Genomic DNA, 19,001 nt, shown 5'->3' on the forward strand with positions numbered 1-19,001 from the left:
ATCACCGTCCATCCGCGCGCGCCGTCAGGCGCCCGGGTTCATCCGTGTTGCTGAAATCCTAACCCCCCCCTACAACCTCTCCCCCTCCGCATCATGCCCCCGATACCGCCGCTTCGCCGCCGCCTGGGATGACACCGCGTAGCAATAGGCGCAGCCCATGGGGCAGGTGTCGTAGGCGCCGATGTCGCGGGATTCATGACAGGCGCAGTCGGGGCGGTTGCCCTTGATCTTGGCGTTGATGGTGCGCTCCAGGCCCCAGCCGGCGGCGACGTCCTCCAGCCTTTGGGCGTCGATGCAGGCGGCCAGGGTCGTTCCGTCCACGCAATAATCCGCCTGGGAACACAGGGTCAGGCGCATCCCGGCGGCCTGCGCCCCTTCGGCCAGCCGCCCGGCCAGGGCGCGCTTCTCGTCGTCGGGCGGGTCGCTCCACGCCACGCCGGCGTCCTTCAGGTTGCGGATGCTTTTCTTGTACAGGGTGGCGAAGGAGATGACGCATTCGTCCACCGCGCCGGCCAGGGCCTCGGCCAGGCGGGTGAAGGTCTCCAGCTGGGCCTCGGCCGGGGCGGAGTCGGTGAGCAGGATGGGGTCGAACCGCCACACCACTGCGCGCGGCCCGAACTCGGCGGCCAGCGCCCGCATGGAGCGCACCGCCCGCGCCGGCTCGGGCGTCGAGGGCTCGACGGCTCGGCCGCCGCCGGTCACGGTGTGGCTGACCACGAAGGGCAGGCCGGCGGCGCGGACCTCGCGCAGGGCGTCGACAAAGGGCTCGGCGTTCCTGGTCCAGAACACGAAACCGTCGATGCCGTCCCGCAGCGGCACCACCGACTCCGGCCCGCCATAGGGGTTGGCGACGCGGGCGAAGCCGGCGCGGAAGCGGTTGCGGAACCAGGCGCCGTAGAAGGCGGGAATGTCGGTGCGGTAGCTGGCGGAAACGATCATGCCATCCAATTCCGGTGGCGGGCGCCCCGAGAGTTGCAGGCCCCCGGCCCCACCCTATATAACGCCGGTGGGCGCGAGGCGCCTCATCAGCTTGGTTGATCCATTTTCACCCTTCCGGGGGTCCCGGCGGTTGCCGCGAGTTCCAGGACCGCTGGGGCCGGCCAAAGTCAAGAGGAAGACATGAGCAAAGTCATCGGCATCGATCTCGGCACCACCAATTCCTGCGTGGCGGTGATGGAGGGCAAGTCCGCCCGCGTCATCGAGAACGCCGAAGGCATGCGCACCACCCCCTCCATGGTCGCCTTCACCGATTCCGGCGAGCGCCTGGTCGGCCAGCCGGCCAAGCGCCAGGCGGTGACCAACCCGACCAACACCCTGTTCGCCATCAAGCGCCTGATCGGGCGCCGCTTCGACGATCCGATCACCAGGAAGGACATGAACCTGGTGCCCTATCACATCGTCAACGGCGACAACGGCGACGCCTGGGTCGAGGCCCAGGGCAGCAAGCAGAGCCCCAGCCAGGTCTCGGCCTACATCCTGATGAAGATGAAGGAAACCGCCGAGTCGTATCTGGGCGAGAAGGTGACCCAGGCGGTCATCACCGTTCCGGCCTATTTCAACGACGCCCAGCGCCAGGCCACCAAGGACGCCGGCCGCATCGCCGGCCTCGAGGTGCTGCGCATCATCAACGAGCCGACGGCGGCCGCGCTGGCCTATGGCATGGAGCGCAAGGGCACCGGCATCGTCGCGGTCTACGATCTGGGCGGCGGCACCTTCGACATCTCGGTGCTGGAGATCGGCGACGGCGTGTTCGAGGTGAAGTCCACCAACGGCGACACCTTCCTGGGCGGCGAGGATTTCGACGCCCGCATCATCGACTACCTGGCCGACGAGTTCAAAAAGGAGCAGGGCATCGACCTGCGCGGCGACCGCCTGGCGCTGCAGCGCCTGAAGGAGGCCGCCGAGAAGGCCAAGATCGAGCTGTCGTCCTCCATGCAGACCGAGGTCAACCTGCCCTTCATCACCGCCGACGCGGCCGGGCCGAAGCACCTCAACATCAAGCTCACCCGCGCCAAGCTGGAGGCCCTGGTCGAGGACCTGGTCGCCCGCACCGTCGAGCCCTGCAAGGCGGCGCTGAAGGATGCCGGCCTCAAGGCCAGCGAGATCGACGAGGTGATCCTGGTCGGCGGCATGACCCGCATGCCCAAGATCCAGGAGGTGGTGAAGGAATTCTTCGGCCGCGAGCCGCACAAGGGCGTCAACCCCGACGAGGTGGTGGCCATCGGCGCCGCCATCCAGGGCGGCGTGCTGAAGGGCGAGGTCAAGGACGTCCTGCTGCTCGACGTCACCCCGCTGTCGCTGGGCATCGAGACCCTGGGCGGCGTGTTCACCCGCCTGATCGACCGCAACACCACCATCCCCACCCGCAAGTCCCAGGTGTTCTCCACCGCCGAGGACAGCCAGACCGCGGTCACCATCCGGGTCTTCCAGGGCGAGCGCGAGATGGCCGCCGACAACAAGATGCTGGGCCAGTTCGACCTGATGGGCATTCCGCCGGCCCAGCGCGGCGTGCCGCAGATCGAGGTCACCTTCGACATCGACGCCAACGGCATCGTCAACGTCCAGGCCAAGGACAAGGCCACCAACAAGGAACAGCAGATCCGCATCCAGGCCTCGGGCGGCCTCAACGATGCCGACATCGACCGCATGGTCAAGGAGGCCGAGGCCCACGCCGCCGACGACCGCAAGCGCAAGGAGACGGTGGAGGCCCGCAACCACGCCGACTCGCTGATCCACACCACCGAGAAGAGCCTGAAGGAATTCGGCGACAAGGCCGGGGCCGGCCTCAAGTCCGAGATCGAGAAGGACATCGCCGCCCTGCGCGCGGTCATGGACGGCGACGATGCCGAGGCCATCAAGGCCAAGACCGAAGTGCTGATGCAGTCGTCCATGAAGCTGGGCGAAGCCATGTACAAGGCCCAGGAGGCCGCCGGCGGCGCCGGCGCCGAGGGCCAGCCTGACGGCGCCGCCGCCGGCCAGGACGGCAGCGTGGTCGACGCCGACTTCGAGGAAGTCGACGGCGACAAGAAGACCAAGTAGGGTAGGGGCTGCCAGCCTTGAGATGTGCCATCGCCGCCCCGGAGGAAGCGATCCTTCCCCGGGGCGGTCGTCCGTGACCAGGCCAATCGAGACCGCATGAGCAAGCGCGACTACTACGAGACCCTCGGCGTCGAACGCGGCGCCTCGGCGGACGATCTCAAGAAGGCCTACCGCAAGCTGGCCATGCAGTACCATCCGGACCGCAATCCGGATGACCCGACGGCGGCCGAGAAGTTCAAGGAGATCAACGAGGCCTACGACGTCCTCAAGGACGACCAGAAGCGCGCCGCCTATGACCGCTTCGGCCATGCCGCCTTCGAGGGCGGCGGCGGCGGGCGCCCGGGCGGCTTCGAATTCTCGGGCGGCTTCTCGGACCTGTTCGAGGAGATGTTCGGCGACTTCATGGGCGGCGGCCGGCGCGGCCAGGCCTCGGGCCGCGGCAACGACCTGCGCTACAACATGGAAATCAGCCTGGAGGAGGCCTTCGCCGGCAAGGCCGCCACCATCACCGTGCCCTCCTCGGCCCAGTGCGAGTCGTGCAACGGCACTGGCGGCAAGGACGGCTCGCAGCCGGTCGCCTGCCCCACCTGCCACGGCGCCGGCAAGGTCCGCGCCCAGCAGGGCTTCTTCACCATCGAACGCACCTGCCCGGCCTGCCAGGGCATGGGCCGCGTCATCAAGGACCCCTGCCGCACCTGCGGCGGCCAGGGCCGGGTGCGCAAGGACAAGACCCTGTCGGTCAACATCCCGGCCGGGGTCGAGGACGGCACCCGCATCCGCTTGGGCGGAGAGGGCGAGGCCGGCATGCGCGGCGCCCCGGCGGGCGACCTCTACCTGTTCCTGACGGTCAAGCCGCACCGCCTGTTCCAGCGCGACGGCGCCAACATCTATTGCCGCGTCCCCATCCCCATGGTCACCGCGGCCCTGGGCGGCACCATCGAGGTCCCCACCATCGAGGGCACCCTGACCAAGGTCACCATCCCGCCGGGCACCCAGCCGGGCAACCAGTTCCGCCTCAAATCCAAGGGCATGAGCGTGCTGCGCAGCCCGGCCCGCGGCGACATGTTCATCCAGGCCATGGTCGAAACCCCGGTCCGCCTGACCCCGCGCCAGGAGGAACTGCTGCGCGAGTTCGAAAAAGCCGGCGACACCACCGAAGCCGGCCGCCACAGCCCCGAAAGCCACGGCTTCTTCGCCAAGGTGAAGGAGCTGTGGAAGGATCTGACGGAGTAGGGCGTACCGTCACCATTCCGGCTTTGGAAACGAATAGCTCTCGCCCGCCAAGTCCCGTTGGGGTGTGCCCTTACCGTAGGGAAACATGAGGCCAGGAATTGCGGTGATAAGACCTGCATATTCCGGGCTGGCCGAAGTGGCGTCGATCACAACGTGTCCAACCATAGGGGCGGTTAACGGCTCGATACCTGCCGTCTTCGGGCGCATCTCGCTGACCCAGACATAGCGAGGCAAGGCAGTCAGGAGTATCTCCTTGCGCCAAGTGGGGGGCATACCCTTGGCGCGGGCGATTGATCGCTTGTAGCTCTCCCCCGTGGTCAGATAGGTGCGCACCATGAGGCCTTCATTAACCCATGCGGCGGCGTCGGAAAGAGCCTTGAGCTTAGAGCCGGCGCCACCGTTCTGGGCTATGGCGCTGCGGAACAGGCCTGCCGCCGCAGTCTCGGCCTTCTCGCCGGGAAGGAACACCTTGCTCGGCAGCGCGATTATCATACTGCTGAAATTGTCCTCTACCGTCAGGCAGCGGCGCGTACCGTCCGTCACAGTATTCAGGGCATCCGGGTCATTGGGATCGGCATCGCTTGCCCGCGCATAGAGGCGAAGGTAGCAGCCCCGCTGGTCATCATGAACAAGGAACGACCGTACACAGTCGCCGACGGACCTCGCGGAGGCGGGCATGTGCGGATGGAACTCCATGCCGACCACCGTGACCGCATGGCCGACCGGTTCACCGAGGTCAAGCCCGAGGACCGGCGGTATGCCGGAGTCCACGTAGCGGGCGACTATTTCGATCGGCCTGACCGCATCGGATTTCACCGCAAACGTCTGTGGTTGATATCCCATCCGCCGGAATGCGCGAGCGATATGGTCGAGCCGAAGACCATCGGCACCGGCCGGCAGGCCCGTACTCAGCGAGGCATCGATGGGGTCGGTTGCGAAGCGGGTGATGTCGGCGACCGAATGCCAGCCTTCGCGCCGGAGACAGTGGTTGTAGCGGCCGGCCATCCACATCGCTGCCTGCGCGCAGGCGCCGACCTTGGCATCCTGTTGGATGAATGGCATGCATTCAATTTTCATGCGCTGGCCAAGCAGGTTCGCCTCGTGAGGGGACACCAGGACTGTTCGCGGAACCCCAGGCTTCTGGGGCGGCGGCCGGAGGTTGGTGCGCCCGAGCGGGGCGTGCTGTAGCGGCCGCAGAACGATGAAGCCGAGATAGGACTCTATTCCGTCCTCGCCCACGACTTCCGCCCAGCGCCACATTTCGGTCTGGTGCGGCCTGAGACGCTCGGCGACGTCCAGAGCGAAGAAATGCATGCGACGGCATTCCTTCGTGTTGCTTCGAAATGTGTGAGCGTAGAAGGCTGAGAAATCATGCGAGAAATCTTTATCGAGGTATCCCATTTCAAGCACGCAGCTACGGACGCCCAAGGTGCGAAGATGGTCACACACCCGTTTTGTGGCTGCGTCCAGCTTAATATCGGCCTTATCTCTGAGGAAGTTCTCGATGGAATTACCATCACTGATGGAAGTCCATCGCACACTTGTGCCCATGCCGGCCCCTGCTTTCTAGCGCAGAGCCAGAGATGTGCTTTTTAGCACGGTTTCCTGCAGACTCTTGTCGATTGCTCGCAACTCATCCAGCGCGGTCTCGTCTATCTGCCACGAAAAGCTGATTTCGTTCAACGTCGCCTCTTGGTCGATAGCGGCGGAGTCGCTCGTGGACGCCTCAAGTACGAAATCGGCCATTCACCAATCCTTGTCGCAGAATCACAACCAAATATATGCATAACGCTTCCGAGGCGTGCGCTTAGCACAGGGTACTGGTCTGAGTCAACAAGCGCAAGCCGGATTGGGAGCCCACCGCCCTTTGTTTTTGCAGGACACCTAGGCTCCCATGCCGTCGGCCTGCGTTGGCCGGGGCTTGGAATTCAGGTCGATATGCGCATATCCTATGCGCATGACCCATGGGGATGTGCCATGAACGCCCTGTTCGATCCCAAGGCTCCGCGCAAGGCCTGCAACGTCAGCGTCAACGAGGATTTGCTGGCCCAGGCCAAGGCGCTGGGCATCAACCTCAGCCAGACCCTGGAGAAGGAGCTGGCGCGGCTGGTGCGCGAGGCCAAGGCCAAGGCCTGGTACGAGGAGAACAAGGAGGCCATCGAGAGCCAGAATCGTTGGCTGGAGAAGCATGGCCTGTGGAGCGACGGGCTGCGAATGTTCTGATGCGCCAGTTCGACGTCTATCGCCCGCGATCCGGGCCGCACCTCCTGATCCTTCAGGATGATTCAATCAACCATTTCAATGCCGTCGTGGCAGCCCCGCTTTATCCCGCGGACGACTGGGAGAGGCCGATGCGCCACCTTCAGCCGATCTTCGATCTGGACGGCCAGAGCTATGTGCTGGTGACCAACCTGCTTGCCGCCATTCCCCGGGCACATTTCACGGACTGCGTCCATTCCCTTGAATCGCACCGCGACGAGATCATCGCCGCCCTCGATTTCCTGTTCACCGGCATCTGACAAGAAGGACTGAACCAATGAAGATCGGAATCGTCGGCTGCGCCGGGCGCATGGGGCGGATGCTGATGGAGGCGGTGCTGGCGGCCGAGGGCTGCGCCCTGGCCGGCGGCACCGAGCGCCCCGGTTCGGACGCGGTCGGGCGCGATGCCGGCGAGCTGCTGGGGCGCGGCGACCTGGATGCGCTGATCGGCGACGATCCGCGCCGGCTGTTCGAGACCTCGGACGCGGTCATCGACTTCACCGCCCCCGCCGCCACCGTGCTGCACGCCGCCCTGGCGGCCGAGACCGGCCGTGTCCTGGTGGTCGGCACCACCGGCCTGTCGAAGGACGCCGAGGCCCACCTGCAGGCCGCCGCCGACCGCACCCCGGTGGTCTACGCCCCCAATTTCAGCGTCGGAATCACCCTGCTGATGGCCCTGACCGAGCGCGCCGCCGCCATCCTGGGCGACGATTACGACATCGAAATCGTCGAGATGCACCATCGCCACAAGGTCGACGCCCCCTCGGGCACCGCCCTCGGCCTGGGCCGCGCGGCGGCCAAGGGCCGCGCCGTGGCGCTGGACGGCGTCTGGTGCAAGAGCCGCGACGGCCATACCGGCGCCCGTCCCCGCGGCGAGATCGGCTTCGCCACCCTGCGCGGCGGCGACGTGGTCGGCGATCACACGGTGATGTTCGCCGCCGAGGGCGAGCGGGTCGAGCTCACCCACAAGGCCTCCAGCCGCGCCGTCTTCGCCAAGGGCGCGGTGCGCGCCGCCCTGTGGGCCCACGGCAAGCCGCCGGGCCTCTACACCATGCGCGACGTGCTGGGACTGTAGGGGCCGCTCAGGTGTCGATCCGCCGTCCGCCGGTCAGGCCCAGGACGGCGTAGACCAGGATGGTGGTGCCGGCCAGGCCGATGCCCCAGATCAGGCCGACCAGCAGCCAGTCCACCGGACCGCCGGCATCGGTGAAGCCCGACAGCGTCACCTTGGCCATCAGCACCAGGGCGGCGACGCCGCCGGCCAGGCCGGCCAGCTCGGCGCGCACCAGACGGCGGCTGTCGATGCTGCCCTCGCGCAGCAGCACCGTCAGGAAGCCGGCGATGCCGGCCACCGCCAGCGCCACCAGCACCCACAGGACGGGGCCCAGCATCTCGTTGAAGACGTAGAAGAACACGATGGGGTCGAAACTGCTCATGGTTCGTCTCCGTCCTCAGGCGTGGCCGCGCAGCATGGCGAGATAGGTCGGCTTCAGCGCGATGGTCTTCATCACCCAGGTGATCCACAGCTCCTCCAGCGGCGCGATCACACCGGGGAACGAGGGCGTCAGGTTGTTGTCGTAGTCGAACTCCACCAGCATGGCGCGGCCCAGCCGGGTGATCAGCGGGCACGAGGTGTAGCCGGTGTAGACCGAATCCGAGGTCTTGCCCTGCAGCTGGGCGACCAGGTGGTCCACCGCCACCGGCACCTGCCACTTGACGCTGGCCGCCGTCTTGCCCTTGGGCACGCCGGCCACGTCGCCGACCGCGAAGACGTTGGGAAAGCGGGGATGGCGCAGGGTGGCCTTGTCGGCCTCGATCCAGCCATCGGCGGCCCAGGCTCCGCCCTGCCAGGGCAGCGGCGAGGCGCGCACCGCTTCGGGCGCCCGCATGGGCGGCACGACGTTGATGAAGTCGTATCCGATCTCCGTCGGACCGGTGGGGGTGCTGAAGGTGGCCACCTTGGCCCCCAGGTCGATGGCGGTCATGACGTGGTCGTAACGGGTCTGGATGGCGCGGTCGCGGAACAGCATGCGCACCTTCTCGGACACGATGGGCACGCTGAACAGCGCCTTGTTGTTGGCGGCATAGACCAGCTCGGCCTTGGACCGGTTGCCGCGCCGGCGCAGATAATCGTCGGTGATGAAGGCGTATTTGAGCGGCGCCCCGGCGCATTTCATCTCGGTGTTGGGGCGCAGGAACAGGCCGCGGCCGCCCTGGTCGGCGAAGCGCGACATGGCCTGCCAGGTGGCGGCCGCCGCGCCCGGGCCGGCATAGACGCTGCCCAGCCCGTCGCGGCCGATGCGGTCCACCTCCATGCCGGCGACGGCGCCGTAATCCAGCTGCAGGCCGGTGGCGACGATCAGCGCGTCATAGCCCACCGACTGGCCGCCTTCGGTCACCACCTTGTTGCCCTCGGGGTCGAATTCGGCGACGCGCTCCTCGATCCACCGGACCGAGGCGGGAAGGTAGTCGCGGGTGGCCGAGGTGACGTAGCCCTCGGGCTTGAGGCCGCCGGCCACCAGGGTGAAGCCCGGCTGGTAATAGTGCTCCTTGCGGGCGTCGATGATGGTGATGCGCGCCCCCTCCAGCCGCTCGGCAAGGCGGGAGGCGGCGGCCAGGCCGGCGGCGCCGGCTCCGGCGATGACGATATGGGCGCTGGTGGACACCTTGGTGGCGGCCTTGGCCCCGGTTCCCGGCAGGGCGGGAAGGGCGGCCAGGCCGGCGGCACCGAGTTTCAGGAAGCGGCGGCGGTCGAGGTGGGTGGTCATGGGCAGGCTCCGGCCACCGGATGCGACTGCATCCTGGTGACGTTAGTACATGAGTCATGGCTCATATGCTAACGGCTGTTTGCTCTTGCAAACAATGTGAATCGTCAAGACCGTCCGGGCACCAGCCGGCGGTAGGACAGCGCCTCGGCGACGTGGAGGCGGCGCACGCCCTCGGCGCCGTCGAGATCGGCCAGGGTGCGCGACACCCGTAGCACCCGGTGATAGCCGCGCGCCGACAGGCGCATACGCTCGGCCGCCTCGGTCAGCAGGGCGCGGCCCGGGGCATCGGGGGCGGCGATGCGCTCCAGGGTCTCGCCGTCGGCTTCGGCATTGGTGCGCCATCCCCGGCCCGGCGCCAGGGCGGCCAGCCGTTCGGCCTGGACGGCGCGGGCGGCGGCGACGCGGGCGGCGATCTCGGCCGAGCCCTCGGCCGGCGGCGGCAGCGACAGATCGGCCGGGTTGACCGCCGGCACCTCCACATGCAGGTCGATGCGGTCGAACAGCGGCCCCGAGATCTTCGACTGGTATTCGGCGCCGCAGCGGGGCGCCTTGCTGCAGGCCTGGGCGGGATCGCCGAGATAGCCGCAGCGGCACGGATTCATCGCCGCCACCAGCTGCACCCGGGCGGGATAGGTGACGTGGGCGGCCGCCCGGGCGACGCTGGCGCGACCCGATTCCAGGGGCTGGCGCAGGGCCTCCAGGGCGCCGCGCTGGAACTCGGGCAGCTCGTCCAGGAACAGCACGCCGTTATGGGCCAGCGACACCTCGCCCGGCTTGGCCCTGGAGCCGCCCCCCACCAGCGCCGGGACCGAGGCGGAATGATGGGGATCGCGGAAGGGGCGGCGCCGCAGCAGGCGGCCGTCGGCGAGGTGCCCGGCGACCGAATGGATCATGCTGACCTCCAGCGCCTCGGCCGGCTCCAGCGCCGGCAGCAGCCCGGCCAGGCGGGCCGCCAGCATGGACTTGCCGGACCCGGGCGGGCCGATCATCAGCAAATTGTGGCCGCCGGCCGCCGCCACCTCCAGCGCCCGCTTGGCCGATTCCTGGCCCTTGATGTCCCTGAGGTCGAGGGGATCGGGGTCGTCCTCGGCCAGCTTCGGCTCGGGCCGGGCCAGCACCTGCATGCCCTTGAAATGGTTGACCAGGGCCAGCAGCGACGGCGCCGCCAGGATCTCCAGGTCGCCGGCCCAGGCCGCCTCGGACCCCTGCACCGCCGGGCAGATCAGGCCCCGTCCGGCGGCCGAGGCGGCGATGGCCGCCGGCAGCACCCCCGACACCGCCGCCAGCGAGCCGTCCAGGCCCAACTCGCCCAGGCTGACATAGCCGGCCACCTCGTCGGGCGGCAGCACCCCCATGCCGGCCAGCAGGCCCAGCGCGATGGGCAGGTCGAAATGGCTGCCCTCCTTCAGCAGATCGGCGGGGGCCAGGTTGACGGTGATCCGTTTCGGCGGCAGCGCCAGCCCCAGCGAATTGAACGCCGCCCGCACCCGCTCGCGGCTCTCCCCCACCGCCTTGTCGGGCAGGCCGACGATGGTGAAGGCCGGCAACCCGCCTGCCACCTGGACCTGGACGTCGATCTCCAGGCAGTCGATGCCGGAAAAGGCGATGGTGGGCGCGTGGGTGGTCATCGGCTGTGTTTTTCCCCTCTCCGGCGAGCCGCAGCATACAATCGGCGGGCGGTGTCGGCCAGGGGCGGTTTTCATCTGCCCGGATGTTGCCAGAGCGCAACAGGGCGGGGCGGCGGCGGGGGCTGCACCTGAATTTGCAGTTAAAGACCCAACTTCATTTGCAGGCAGCACGGCCCGTCAACTGCAAACGGTGTTGGTGCCGCCGCCAACCCCTTGATTTCTCAGGCAGTGGGCACGGCGGCGGTGGAGGCGTGGCGCAGTTCGATGGCGTCCCAGATCTGGGCCTCGATGCAGATGTCGTCGAAGCGGTCGATCTCCTGGATGCCGGTGGGCGAGGTGACGTTGATCTCGGTGAGGTGGCCGCCGATCACGTCGATGCCGACGAAGACCAGGCCGCGGGCCCGCAGGGTGGGGCCGATGGCCTCGCAGATCTCGCGGTCGCGCTGGGTCAGCGTCGCCTTCATGGCCCGCCCGCCCACATGCAGGTTGGAGCGCGCCTCGCCGGCCTTGGGCACCCGGTTGACGGCGCCGGCCGGCTGGCCGTCCACCAGGATGATGCGCTTGTCGCCCTCGCGCACCTCGGGCAGGTATTGCTGCACGATCACCGGCTCGCGGTAGAGCTGGGTGAACAGCTCCAGCAGGCTGTTGAGGTTCTCGTCGCCGGGGGTGACGTGGAACACCCCGGCGCCGCCGTTGCCGAACAGCGGCTTCAGCACGATGTCGCCGTATTCGGCGCGGAAATCCAGGATCTGGCGGCGGTCGGCGGTGATCAGGGTGGGCGGCAGCAGCCCGGGGAAGTGGGTGACCAGCAGCTTTTCCGGAGCGTTGCGCACATGCACCGGATCGTTCACCACCAGGGTCGCCGGGTGGATGTGCTCGAGCAGGTGGGTGGCGGTGATGTAGGCCATGTCGAAGGGCGGGTCCTGGCGCATCAGCACCACGTCCATGGTGGCCAGATCGACCAGCTGCGGGTCGCCCAGCACCGCGTGGTCGCCCGGTTGCCGGCGCACCGACAGCGGCCGCACCCAGGCCGAGACCCGGCCGTTCTTCAGCGCCAGGGCGCTGGGCAGGTAATGGAACAGGGCGTGGCCGCGGCGCTGCGCCTCCAGCGCCAGGGCAAAGGTGGAATCGGCGTTGATGTCGATGCCCTCGATGGGGTCCATCTGGATGGCGACGGCAAGGCTCATGGCTTTTCTCCTCCGCTTCAGCCCATGCGGGCGCGGATTTCCTGGACAAGCTGCTGGGTCCGCAGGCGCGCCGGGCCGCTGCCGGTGCGGGCGATGAACTGTTCCAGCGCCGCCACCGCCGCCGCCAGATGGTCCAGGCGCATGTGCATCAGCCCGGCCTCGCGCCACAGCAGATCCTGGTCGGGGGCGAACAGCAGGGCCGCCTCCACCGCCGCCAGCGCGGCGCTGACGTCGCCGCGGCGCAGGTGCCGCAGCTTGGCTTCGTTCTGCAGCCGCAAGAGGATCTGGCGATCCGACAGCGGGCGGAACAGGTCGGGGGTCATCTCGGCGGCCAGGCCGGTGCGCAGCTTCATCAAGGTGCGCAGGTCGGGCGGTTCCAGCACGCGGCCGCCGCCCGAAGGGTCGATGATGGCCCTTCCGCCCGAGTCGTCGGTCAGGCGCACCAGGAAATGGGCGGGAAAGGCCAGCGCCTCGGCGCTCCAACCAGCGCCGCGGGCGGCCTCCAGCCACAGGATGCCGAGCGCCTCGGGGCCGCCGCGGCGATGCTCCAGCAGCCAGGCGAGGTCTGGTTCGTCCTCGTCGCCGCCGCCGTGGAAGCCGTGGCCGACGAACAGGTGTTCGACCAGCAGACCGGCGCGGGCCGGCGCGTCGAGCCCGGTTCCCGCCGCCAGCCCGCGGGTGAGCGGCTGCAGCACCGCCAGCCCCGGGGCGGGATCGTCGCCGCGCTCCAGGCAGGCCAGCAGCAGCGCCGCCTCGGCCAGGCCGGCGGCGTCGCCGCTTCCGGCCATGGCGGCCAGGCGCTGACGCAGGGCGCGGCCGCTCGCCCGCATGGCCTCAGCCGTTGCGGCGGGGGTCGGTCTTCAGCCGGACGTGGCTGATCACCCCCTTGACGTGGGACAGCTCGCGGGCATGGGCGATGACCCGCTGCAGCTCCGCCTCGCTCTGGGCGATGCCCAGCAGGTAGACCACGCCATCGGTGACGTCGACGGTGTAGTTGATGTTGCGGACCTCCTTGTCGAACAGCAGCCGGGCCTTCAGCTCCTGCTGGATCCAGACGTCGCGGCTGTCGTCGATCAGGCCGGAGCCGGCGGGGCGCACCTGGATCTCGTTGTAGACCTCGCGGACCCCGGCCGCCTGCCACGCCAGGCGCACGGCGTCGGCCTGGGCCTGGTCGGTGGGGACAAGGCCGGTCAGCAATATCCGCCCCTCCGAGATGGCCAGGGTCACCTTGCGGTACATCTCGACGTCGTGGCGGAACCACAGATCGTTGATCTCGGTGCGGATGCGGGTGTCCTCGACGGCGCCGTCGAGGCCGCGCTCCTCGGCGGCGGCGACGCCGGCGGTGGCGCCGGCTCCGATCACCGCGCCGGCGCAGCCGGACAGCAGCCCGGCCAAGGCGAGGGCGGCACAGGCGGATATCAAGGGCGAGTGCGTCACGGCGCGGTCCTCTTCAGGGGCTCCACAGGGACTCCAGTGTACCGGCGGGGCGGGGCGCCCCTCAAGCATCCATCCGCCAGGCGTTCGGGATGTGCCGGGGCAGCCGCCAGGGGGCGACCATCACGGTATCGAAACGCATGGTGCAGGCGGTCAGGTCGGGCCGGCGGGCGAGGAAGGCCTCGGCGGCGCGGGCGATGCGGCGGCGCTGGTTGGCGGTGACGGCGTGCAGCGCGTCGGTCATGGCGGCCCTGGCCTTGACCTCGACGAAGGCGAGCACGCCGCCGCGGCGCACCACCAGGTCGATTTCGCCGGCACCGGTGCCGCGCCCGGTGGCGTGGCCGCGGGCCAGCACCGAATAGCCCTTGAGGCGCAGCCACCACGCCGCCAGCGCCTCGCCGGTCCGGCCGCGCCGAAGGGCCCTTTGGCGCGCGGCCGAGGCGCTCACCCCTTGCCGCCGTCCAGCAGCGCCAGGGCGCGGGCATAGACCTCGCGACGGGGATGGCCGGTGGCGGCGGCCACCAAAGCGGCGGCGTCGCGCACGCTGGCGCCGTCGGCCACCGCCCGCTTCAGCCGCGCCTCCAGGTCCTCCTCGGCGGCCGGCTCGGGCTCGCCCGGGGGGGCCACCACCACCACCACCTCGCCCTTGGGCGGGGCCTCGGCATAGCGGTTGGCCAGGGCGAACAGGTCGCCGCGTGCCACCTCCTCGTGCAGCTTGGTCAGCTCGCGCGCCACCGCCGCCTCGCGCGCGCCCAGGATGGCGGCCATGTCGGCCAGGGACTCGCCCAGCCGCTTGGGCGATTCATAGACCATCAGGGTGGCCGGCACCTCGGCCATCTGGCGCAGCACCTGGCGCCGCTGGCTGGCCTTGGACGGCAGGAAGCCGGCGAACAGGAAGCGCTCGGTGGGCAGGCCCGACAGCTGCAGCGCGGTGACCAGCGCCGACGCCCCCGGCACCGCGGTGACCGCCACCCCCTCGGCGACGCAGGCGCGGACCAGACGGTAGCCGGGGTCCGAGACCAGCGGCGTGCCGGCATCCGAGACCAGCGCCACCCGGGCTCCGGCCTTCATGCGCAGGATCAGCTCGGGTCCGGCGGTGGCGGCGTTGTGTTCGTGATAGGCGAAAAGCGGGCGTTCCAGCCCCAGCCGGACCATCAGCTTGCCGGTGACGCGGGTATCCTCGCAGGCCACCAGGTCGGCACCCCGAAGGGTCTCGATGGCGCGCAGGGTGATGTCGCCCATGTTGCCGATGGGGGTGGCCACCAGCGACAGGCCCGGCGGCGGTTGCCTTCCGGCCTTGGGCGGACTACCCTCCGGCTCGGCCGTGGTGGTTTCCTTGGAGGATGTCCGTGCGCCCGATGCTTTCGCGGTGGCGCCGTGTCGCTGCCTTGCCATTGGTGGCGGCCCTGCTGCTGAGCGGTTGTCAATCTTCAGATTTACCACCCTGGCTGCGCGGAACCAAGCCCGCCGAAACCACGGCGCCATCGACCCCTCCGGTCCAGGCGCCGCCGGGGGCACGGCCGCAGGTGCAGCTGCCCGGGGCGCCGGTGCCGCCGGCCGCCCCCGCCGCGCCGGCTCCCGCCGCGCCGCTTCCCGCCCCGCCGGCCGCCATGGCCGACAAGGACGAGGTCCGGGCCGCCCTGCTGGTGCCGCTGTCCGGCAGCTACGCCGCCTATGGCCAAGCCATGTCCAACGCCGCCCAGCTGGCGCTGTTCGAGGTCGGCGACCAGCGCCTCAACCTGATTCCGCTCGACACCAGGGGCACGCCCGAGGGCGCCGCCGCCGCCGCCCGCCAGGCGGTGGCCCAGGGCGCCGACATCGTGCTGGGGCCGCTGTTCTCGCCCGAGGTCAAGGCCGCCGCCCAGGTGGCGCGCGAGGCGGCGGTGCCCGTGCTGGCCTTCACCACCGACCGCACCGCCATCGGCCAGGGCATCTACACGCTGGGCTTCCTGCCGCGCTCGCAGGTGGCCCGGGTGGTCGCCCATGCCCGCCAGCAGGGCAAGGAACGCTTCGCCCTGCTGGCGCGCAGCGACGAATACGGCCGCACCGTCGCCGACGCCTTCCGCGAGGCGGTGGCGGCCCAGGGCGGCCAGGTGGTCAAGGTGGAATTCTACGACCCCGCCGCCGACCCCACCCAGACGGTCAAGCGCTTCACCGAATCCGAGCGGCGGGCCGCCGCCCATGCCAGGGACAAGACCCAGCCGGTGCAGCCGCCCCCCTTCGACGCGGTGATGCTGCCCGACGAGGGCACCCGGCTGCGCTCGGTGGCCTCGCTGGTGACCTATTTCGAGGTCGATCCCGGCGATGTCCGCTTCCTCGGCACCATGCTGTGGGACGATCCCAGGCTGGCGGTCGAGCCGTCGCTGCAGGGTGGCTGGTACGCCGCCCCGCCCACCGCCGCCCACCAGGAGTTCGAGAGCCGCTACGCCGCCGCCTTCGGGCCGCTGCCGGCCAAGGTCGGCATCCTCGCCTCGTCGGCCTACGACGCCACCGCCCTGGCGGCGGCGCTGTCGCGCCAGAACCTCGATTTCAGCACCGCCAACATCACCAATCCGGGCGGCTTCGCCGGCGTCGACGGGCTGTTCCGGCTGCTCCCCGATGGCAGCAACGACCGCGGCCTGGCGGTGCGCGAGGTCACCCGCGCCGGCCCGCGCGAGGTGGGTCCGGCCCCGACCAGCTTCAATCCGGTGGGGCAGTAGAGGCGGTCCTCTTCCTGCTCTCCCTTTTCGTCATCGCCGGGCTTGACCCGGCGATCCACGTGCGTCCGCATGGATGCCCGGATCAGGTCCGGGCATGACGAAGGGGAATGGTGCTATATCCCCGCCACATCCACCAGCGCCTTGACGTCCAGGTGGGCCTCCAGGTGGTCGGCCAGGCGGTCGAGCACCTGGTCGACCAGGGCCTCATAGGCCAGCCCGCCGTCGCGGCCGGGCCTGATCCCCTCCAGCAAGGCGGCGCGGAAGGAATCCGAGGCGAACAGGCCGTGCAGGTAGCAGCCCATCACCCGTCCATCGGGCGAGACGGCGCCGTCGGGCGTCCCGGCCAGGGTGAGGAAGGGCCGTGCCGCGTCGGGGCCATGGGTGCGGCCCATGTGCATCTCGTAGCCCTTGACCGGGCGGCCGGCGCGGTCGGTGCCCGCCACCTCGGCCAGCACCTTGTCGCCGGCCATCTCGGTGGCGACGTCCAGCAGCCCCAGGCCGGGGGCGGAGCCGCCGGCCGGGCCCTCGACGCCCAGCGGGTCCGACACCATCCGACCCAGCATCTGGTAGCCGGCGCAGATGCCGAGTACCGGGCGTCCGCGGCGGGCATGGGCCAGGATGTCGATGTCCCATCCCTGCTCCCGCAGGAAGGCCAGGTCGGCGACGGTGGCCTTGGACCCCGGCAGGATCACCAGATCGGCATCGGCGGGGATGGGGCTTCCCGGCGCCACGAAGGACAGGCGCACGTCCGGCTCGGCGGCCAGGGGGTCGAAATCGTCGAAATTGGCGATGCGGGACAGGCGCGGCACGGCGATGCGCAGCGCGCCGGTACCGGCGCCGGCCCTCAGCGAGGCGGCGTCCTCGGCGGGCAGGCGGGCGGCCTCGGGGAACCACGGTACGATGCCGAAACAAGCCAGCCCGGTGCGCTCGGCGATGAGGTCGAGGGCGGGGCGGAACAGCGCCGGATCGCCGCGGAACTTGTTGATGACGTAGCCCTTCAGGCGGGCGCGTTCGGCCTCGGGCAGCAGCTCCCAGGTGCCGACGATGCTGGCGATGACGCCGCCGCGGTCGATGTCGGCCACCAGCACCACCGGCACATCGGCGGCCTCGGCGAAGCCCATGTTGGCGATGTCGGCGGCGCGCAGGTTGACCTCGGCGGCGCTGCCGGCCCCTTCCACCATGACCAGATCGGCTTCGGCGGCCAGGCGGCGGAAGCTCTCCAGCACCCGGGGCAGCAGGGTGGGCTTGAGCGCGTGGTAGTCGCGGGCGGTGGCGTTGCCCAAGACCTTGCCCTGCACCACCACCTGGGCGCCGATGTCGGTCTGCGGCTTCAGCAGTACCGGGTTCATGTCGCTGGCCGGGGCGACGAAGCAGGCTCGCGCCTGCAGCGCCTGGGCGCGGCCGATCTCGCCGCCATCGGCGGTCACCGCGGCGTTGTTGGACATGTTCTGCGGCTTGAACGGGCGCACCTTCAGGCCGCGCCGGGCCAAAGCGCGGCACAGCCCGGCGGCCAGCAGCGACTTGCCGACATCCGATCCGGTGCCCTGCAGCATCAGGGCGGGGATGCGGCCCTTATCGTCCAAGAACATCTCGCAGACGGTCGGCCTGCGGCGAATCGACGCTGCGGGCGATCAGGATGTCCTCGGGCGCCGGATTGTTGCCGTAATAGGCGGCGTTCCAGCTGTGGCGCGGCAGGATGCCCGAGCCGTCCAGGGTGGCGCCGCCATAGGCGCCCACCGCCTTGTTGAAGGCGTAGATGTCGGCCCCGGCATGGGTGGTGGTGGCGGCCGAGGCGCCGGCGCCCACATGGGCCAGCGCCACCCCGGCGCCGGCACCGGCCTTGAAGCGGTTGTCCATCACCGCCTTCAGGCCGCCCTCGCTCATGATGACGTACAGGGTCTCGGCATCCTGCAGGCCGATCTGCAGCCCGACCGAGCCCGAGGCCACGGAATAGAAGGCGGGGCCCGACCAGCGTCCGTCGCCGCCCTTGGTCAGCAGCACGCCGGTGCCGTATTCGGCGCCGATGATGAAGCCGCCCTTGACCAGGTCGGGGACGATCAGCACGGCGCGGGCGCGGGCGAGAAGGGCGTCGATGTCGCCCTGCAGCTGCGGATCGCGGCGCAGGCGCTCGATGCTGGTGGCCGCCTTGGCGACCATGCGGGTGGTCTCGGCCGCAGGCTCGGCCGCCGCCGGCTTGGCCGCGACGCCCACCGCCAGCAGCAGCGCAACGAGGATACGGATCATGCGGCACCTCCGGGAAAGCCGTCCGTAAGGCGAAGCACATTTCGCCTTACGAACGGGTTAATTCCCGCGTGCCTGGTCCTCACCCCAGACGTCATCGCCGGGCTCGACCCACGGCTGTCCGGTTTAAATTTCGGCTGGCAATTGCCCCCCTCGCCCGCTTGCGGGAGAGGGGGACGAGCGCCAGCGAGCCGGGGTGAGGGCGGCGCGCGTCGGCGCGCCCAAGACCTGGAGAAACCAGCGCTTTCGCTGTCGCGAAGCGCACCTGACGGCGCGCGCCCTCTCCCTCCCGTCGCTGGCGCGACGGGTCCCTCCCTCTCCCGCAGGCGGGCGAGGGTAATCTGTCCGCTTCCGCCAACATCACCCTGGACGCAGCCGTCACCAAGGGCTCCAGAAGGCAATCCGAAAATTAAACCGGACAGCCGTGGGCTCGACCCGGCGATCCACATTGTGCCCCAGCACCATCGTTGGAGTGGCGGAGAGGCGTGGATGCCTGGGTCAAGCCCGGGCATG

19 protein-coding genes are annotated in these 19,001 nt (G+C 69.7%); 6 read left to right on the forward strand and 13 right to left on the reverse strand.

The genetic code is table 11. The annotated features are described in order from the left end of the window. Positions 1–69 precede the first annotated feature (69 nt). Entirely contained in the window at positions 70–939 is an 870-nt protein-coding gene (locus MTBUT4_RS03935) for a DUF1848 domain-containing protein (protein ID WP_173978360.1), read from the reverse strand. 180 nt (positions 940–1,119) lie between these two features. On the opposite strand from MTBUT4_RS03935, the gene dnaK reads away from it, so the two are divergent. Both dnaK and dnaJ read left to right on the forward strand, forming a co-directional pair. Further along, complete coding sequence (gene dnaK / locus MTBUT4_RS03940; RefSeq protein ID WP_173978361.1) at positions 1,120–3,039, forward strand: molecular chaperone DnaK; 1,920 nt, start codon at positions 1,120–1,122, stop codon at positions 3,037–3,039. A 96-nt stretch (positions 3,040–3,135) separates the two neighbouring features. Beyond that, positions 3,136–4,272 carry a molecular chaperone DnaJ gene (dnaJ, locus tag MTBUT4_RS03945; protein WP_173978362.1) on the forward strand — a complete coding sequence of 379 codons (1,137 nt, stop codon included), beginning with the start codon at positions 3,136–3,138 and terminating at the stop codon, positions 4,270–4,272. A 9-nt stretch (positions 4,273–4,281) separates the two neighbouring features. Here the strand turns inward: dnaJ and MTBUT4_RS03950 are convergent, their stop codons facing one another. Beyond that, on the reverse strand, positions 4,282–5,823 hold the full coding sequence (locus MTBUT4_RS03950) for a hypothetical protein (RefSeq protein WP_173978363.1): 1,542 nt from the start codon (positions 5,821–5,823) through the stop codon (positions 4,282–4,284). A gap of 15 nt (positions 5,824–5,838) precedes the next feature. Further along, positions 5,839–6,018 (reverse strand): hypothetical protein, encoded by a 180-nt coding sequence (locus tag MTBUT4_RS03955; RefSeq protein ID WP_173978364.1) that lies wholly within the window; start codon positions 6,016–6,018, stop codon positions 5,839–5,841. 231 nt (positions 6,019–6,249) lie between these two features. Here MTBUT4_RS03955 and MTBUT4_RS03960 point away from each other — a divergent pair, with 231 nt between their 5' ends. From MTBUT4_RS03960 to dapB, 3 genes are read left to right on the forward strand one after another with little or no spacing between them, the layout of a single operon-like run. Continuing rightward, complete coding sequence (locus tag MTBUT4_RS03960) at positions 6,250–6,495, forward strand: type II toxin-antitoxin system CcdA family antitoxin (RefSeq protein WP_173978365.1); 246 nt, start codon at positions 6,250–6,252, stop codon at positions 6,493–6,495. Continuing rightward, complete coding sequence (locus MTBUT4_RS03965) at positions 6,495–6,791, forward strand: CcdB family protein (protein ID WP_173978366.1); 297 nt, start codon at positions 6,495–6,497, stop codon at positions 6,789–6,791. Before MTBUT4_RS03960 ends, MTBUT4_RS03965 begins: the two co-directional genes overlap by 1 nt. A 17-nt stretch (positions 6,792–6,808) precedes the next feature. Further along, positions 6,809–7,606, forward strand: a complete 798-nt coding sequence (dapB, locus tag MTBUT4_RS03970; RefSeq protein ID WP_173978367.1) for a 4-hydroxy-tetrahydrodipicolinate reductase — start codon at positions 6,809–6,811, stop codon at positions 7,604–7,606. 7 nt (positions 7,607–7,613) lie between these two features. Here the strand turns inward: dapB and MTBUT4_RS03975 are convergent, their stop codons facing one another. The 8 genes from MTBUT4_RS03975 to rsmI all read right to left on the reverse strand — a co-directional run bounded on the left by MTBUT4_RS03975 (position 7,614) and on the right by rsmI (position 14,943). Beyond that, positions 7,614–7,967: a DUF5368 domain-containing protein gene (locus MTBUT4_RS03975; protein WP_173978368.1), complete on the reverse strand. Its 354-nt coding sequence runs from the start codon at positions 7,965–7,967 to the stop codon at positions 7,614–7,616. Positions 7,968–7,982: 15 nt separating this feature from the next. After that, positions 7,983–9,299 (reverse strand): NAD(P)/FAD-dependent oxidoreductase, encoded by a 1,317-nt coding sequence (locus MTBUT4_RS03980; protein ID WP_173978369.1) that lies wholly within the window; start codon positions 9,297–9,299, stop codon positions 7,983–7,985. A 104-nt stretch (positions 9,300–9,403) separates the two neighbouring features. Next, positions 9,404–10,927 (reverse strand): YifB family Mg chelatase-like AAA ATPase, encoded by a 1,524-nt coding sequence (locus MTBUT4_RS03985; protein WP_173978370.1) that lies wholly within the window; start codon positions 10,925–10,927, stop codon positions 9,404–9,406. A 221-nt stretch (positions 10,928–11,148) separates the two neighbouring features. Further along, a complete protein-coding gene (gene gshB / locus MTBUT4_RS03990; RefSeq protein WP_173978371.1) occupies positions 11,149–12,114 on the reverse strand; it encodes a glutathione synthase in 966 nt (321 codons plus the stop codon). A 17-nt stretch (positions 12,115–12,131) separates the two neighbouring features. Continuing rightward, entirely contained in the window at positions 12,132–12,944 is an 813-nt protein-coding gene (locus MTBUT4_RS03995) for a tetratricopeptide repeat protein (protein ID WP_173978372.1), read from the reverse strand. A 4-nt stretch (positions 12,945–12,948) separates the two neighbouring features. After that, positions 12,949–13,551, reverse strand: a complete 603-nt coding sequence (locus MTBUT4_RS04000; RefSeq protein WP_254434728.1) for a BON domain-containing protein — start codon at positions 13,549–13,551, stop codon at positions 12,949–12,951. A 61-nt stretch (positions 13,552–13,612) separates the two neighbouring features. Next, positions 13,613–13,996, reverse strand: a complete 384-nt coding sequence (locus tag MTBUT4_RS04005) for a YraN family protein (protein ID WP_173978374.1) — start codon at positions 13,994–13,996, stop codon at positions 13,613–13,615. Beyond that, the gene (gene rsmI, locus MTBUT4_RS04010) at positions 13,993–14,943 is read right to left on the reverse strand and encodes a 16S rRNA (cytidine(1402)-2'-O)-methyltransferase (RefSeq protein WP_173978375.1); all 951 of its coding nucleotides are present in this window, start codon (positions 14,941–14,943) and stop codon (positions 13,993–13,995) included. Before rsmI ends, MTBUT4_RS04005 begins: the two co-directional genes overlap by 4 nt. Before the next feature lie 131 nt (positions 14,944–15,074). Here rsmI and MTBUT4_RS04015 point away from each other — a divergent pair, with 131 nt between their 5' ends. Beyond that, positions 15,075–16,247, forward strand: a complete 1,173-nt coding sequence (locus tag MTBUT4_RS04015; RefSeq protein WP_254434729.1) for a penicillin-binding protein activator — start codon at positions 15,075–15,077, stop codon at positions 16,245–16,247. 113 nt (positions 16,248–16,360) lie between these two features. Here the strand turns inward: MTBUT4_RS04015 and MTBUT4_RS04020 are convergent, their stop codons facing one another. Both MTBUT4_RS04020 and MTBUT4_RS04025 read right to left on the reverse strand, forming a co-directional pair. Then, positions 16,361–17,800 carry a cobyric acid synthase gene (locus MTBUT4_RS04020; protein ID WP_173978427.1) on the reverse strand — a complete coding sequence of 480 codons (1,440 nt, stop codon included), beginning with the start codon at positions 17,798–17,800 and terminating at the stop codon, positions 16,361–16,363. A gap of 19 nt (positions 17,801–17,819) precedes the next feature. After that, positions 17,820–18,491, reverse strand: coding sequence for a lipid-binding SYLF domain-containing protein (locus MTBUT4_RS04025; protein ID WP_173978377.1), 672 nt, complete (start codon positions 18,489–18,491; stop codon positions 17,820–17,822). Between the last annotated feature and the right edge of the window lie 510 nt (positions 18,492–19,001).

It is taken from the genome of Magnetospirillum sp. UT-4, assembly GCF_902729435.1.
Lineage (GTDB): Bacteria > Pseudomonadota > Alphaproteobacteria > Rhodospirillales > Magnetospirillaceae > Magnetospirillum.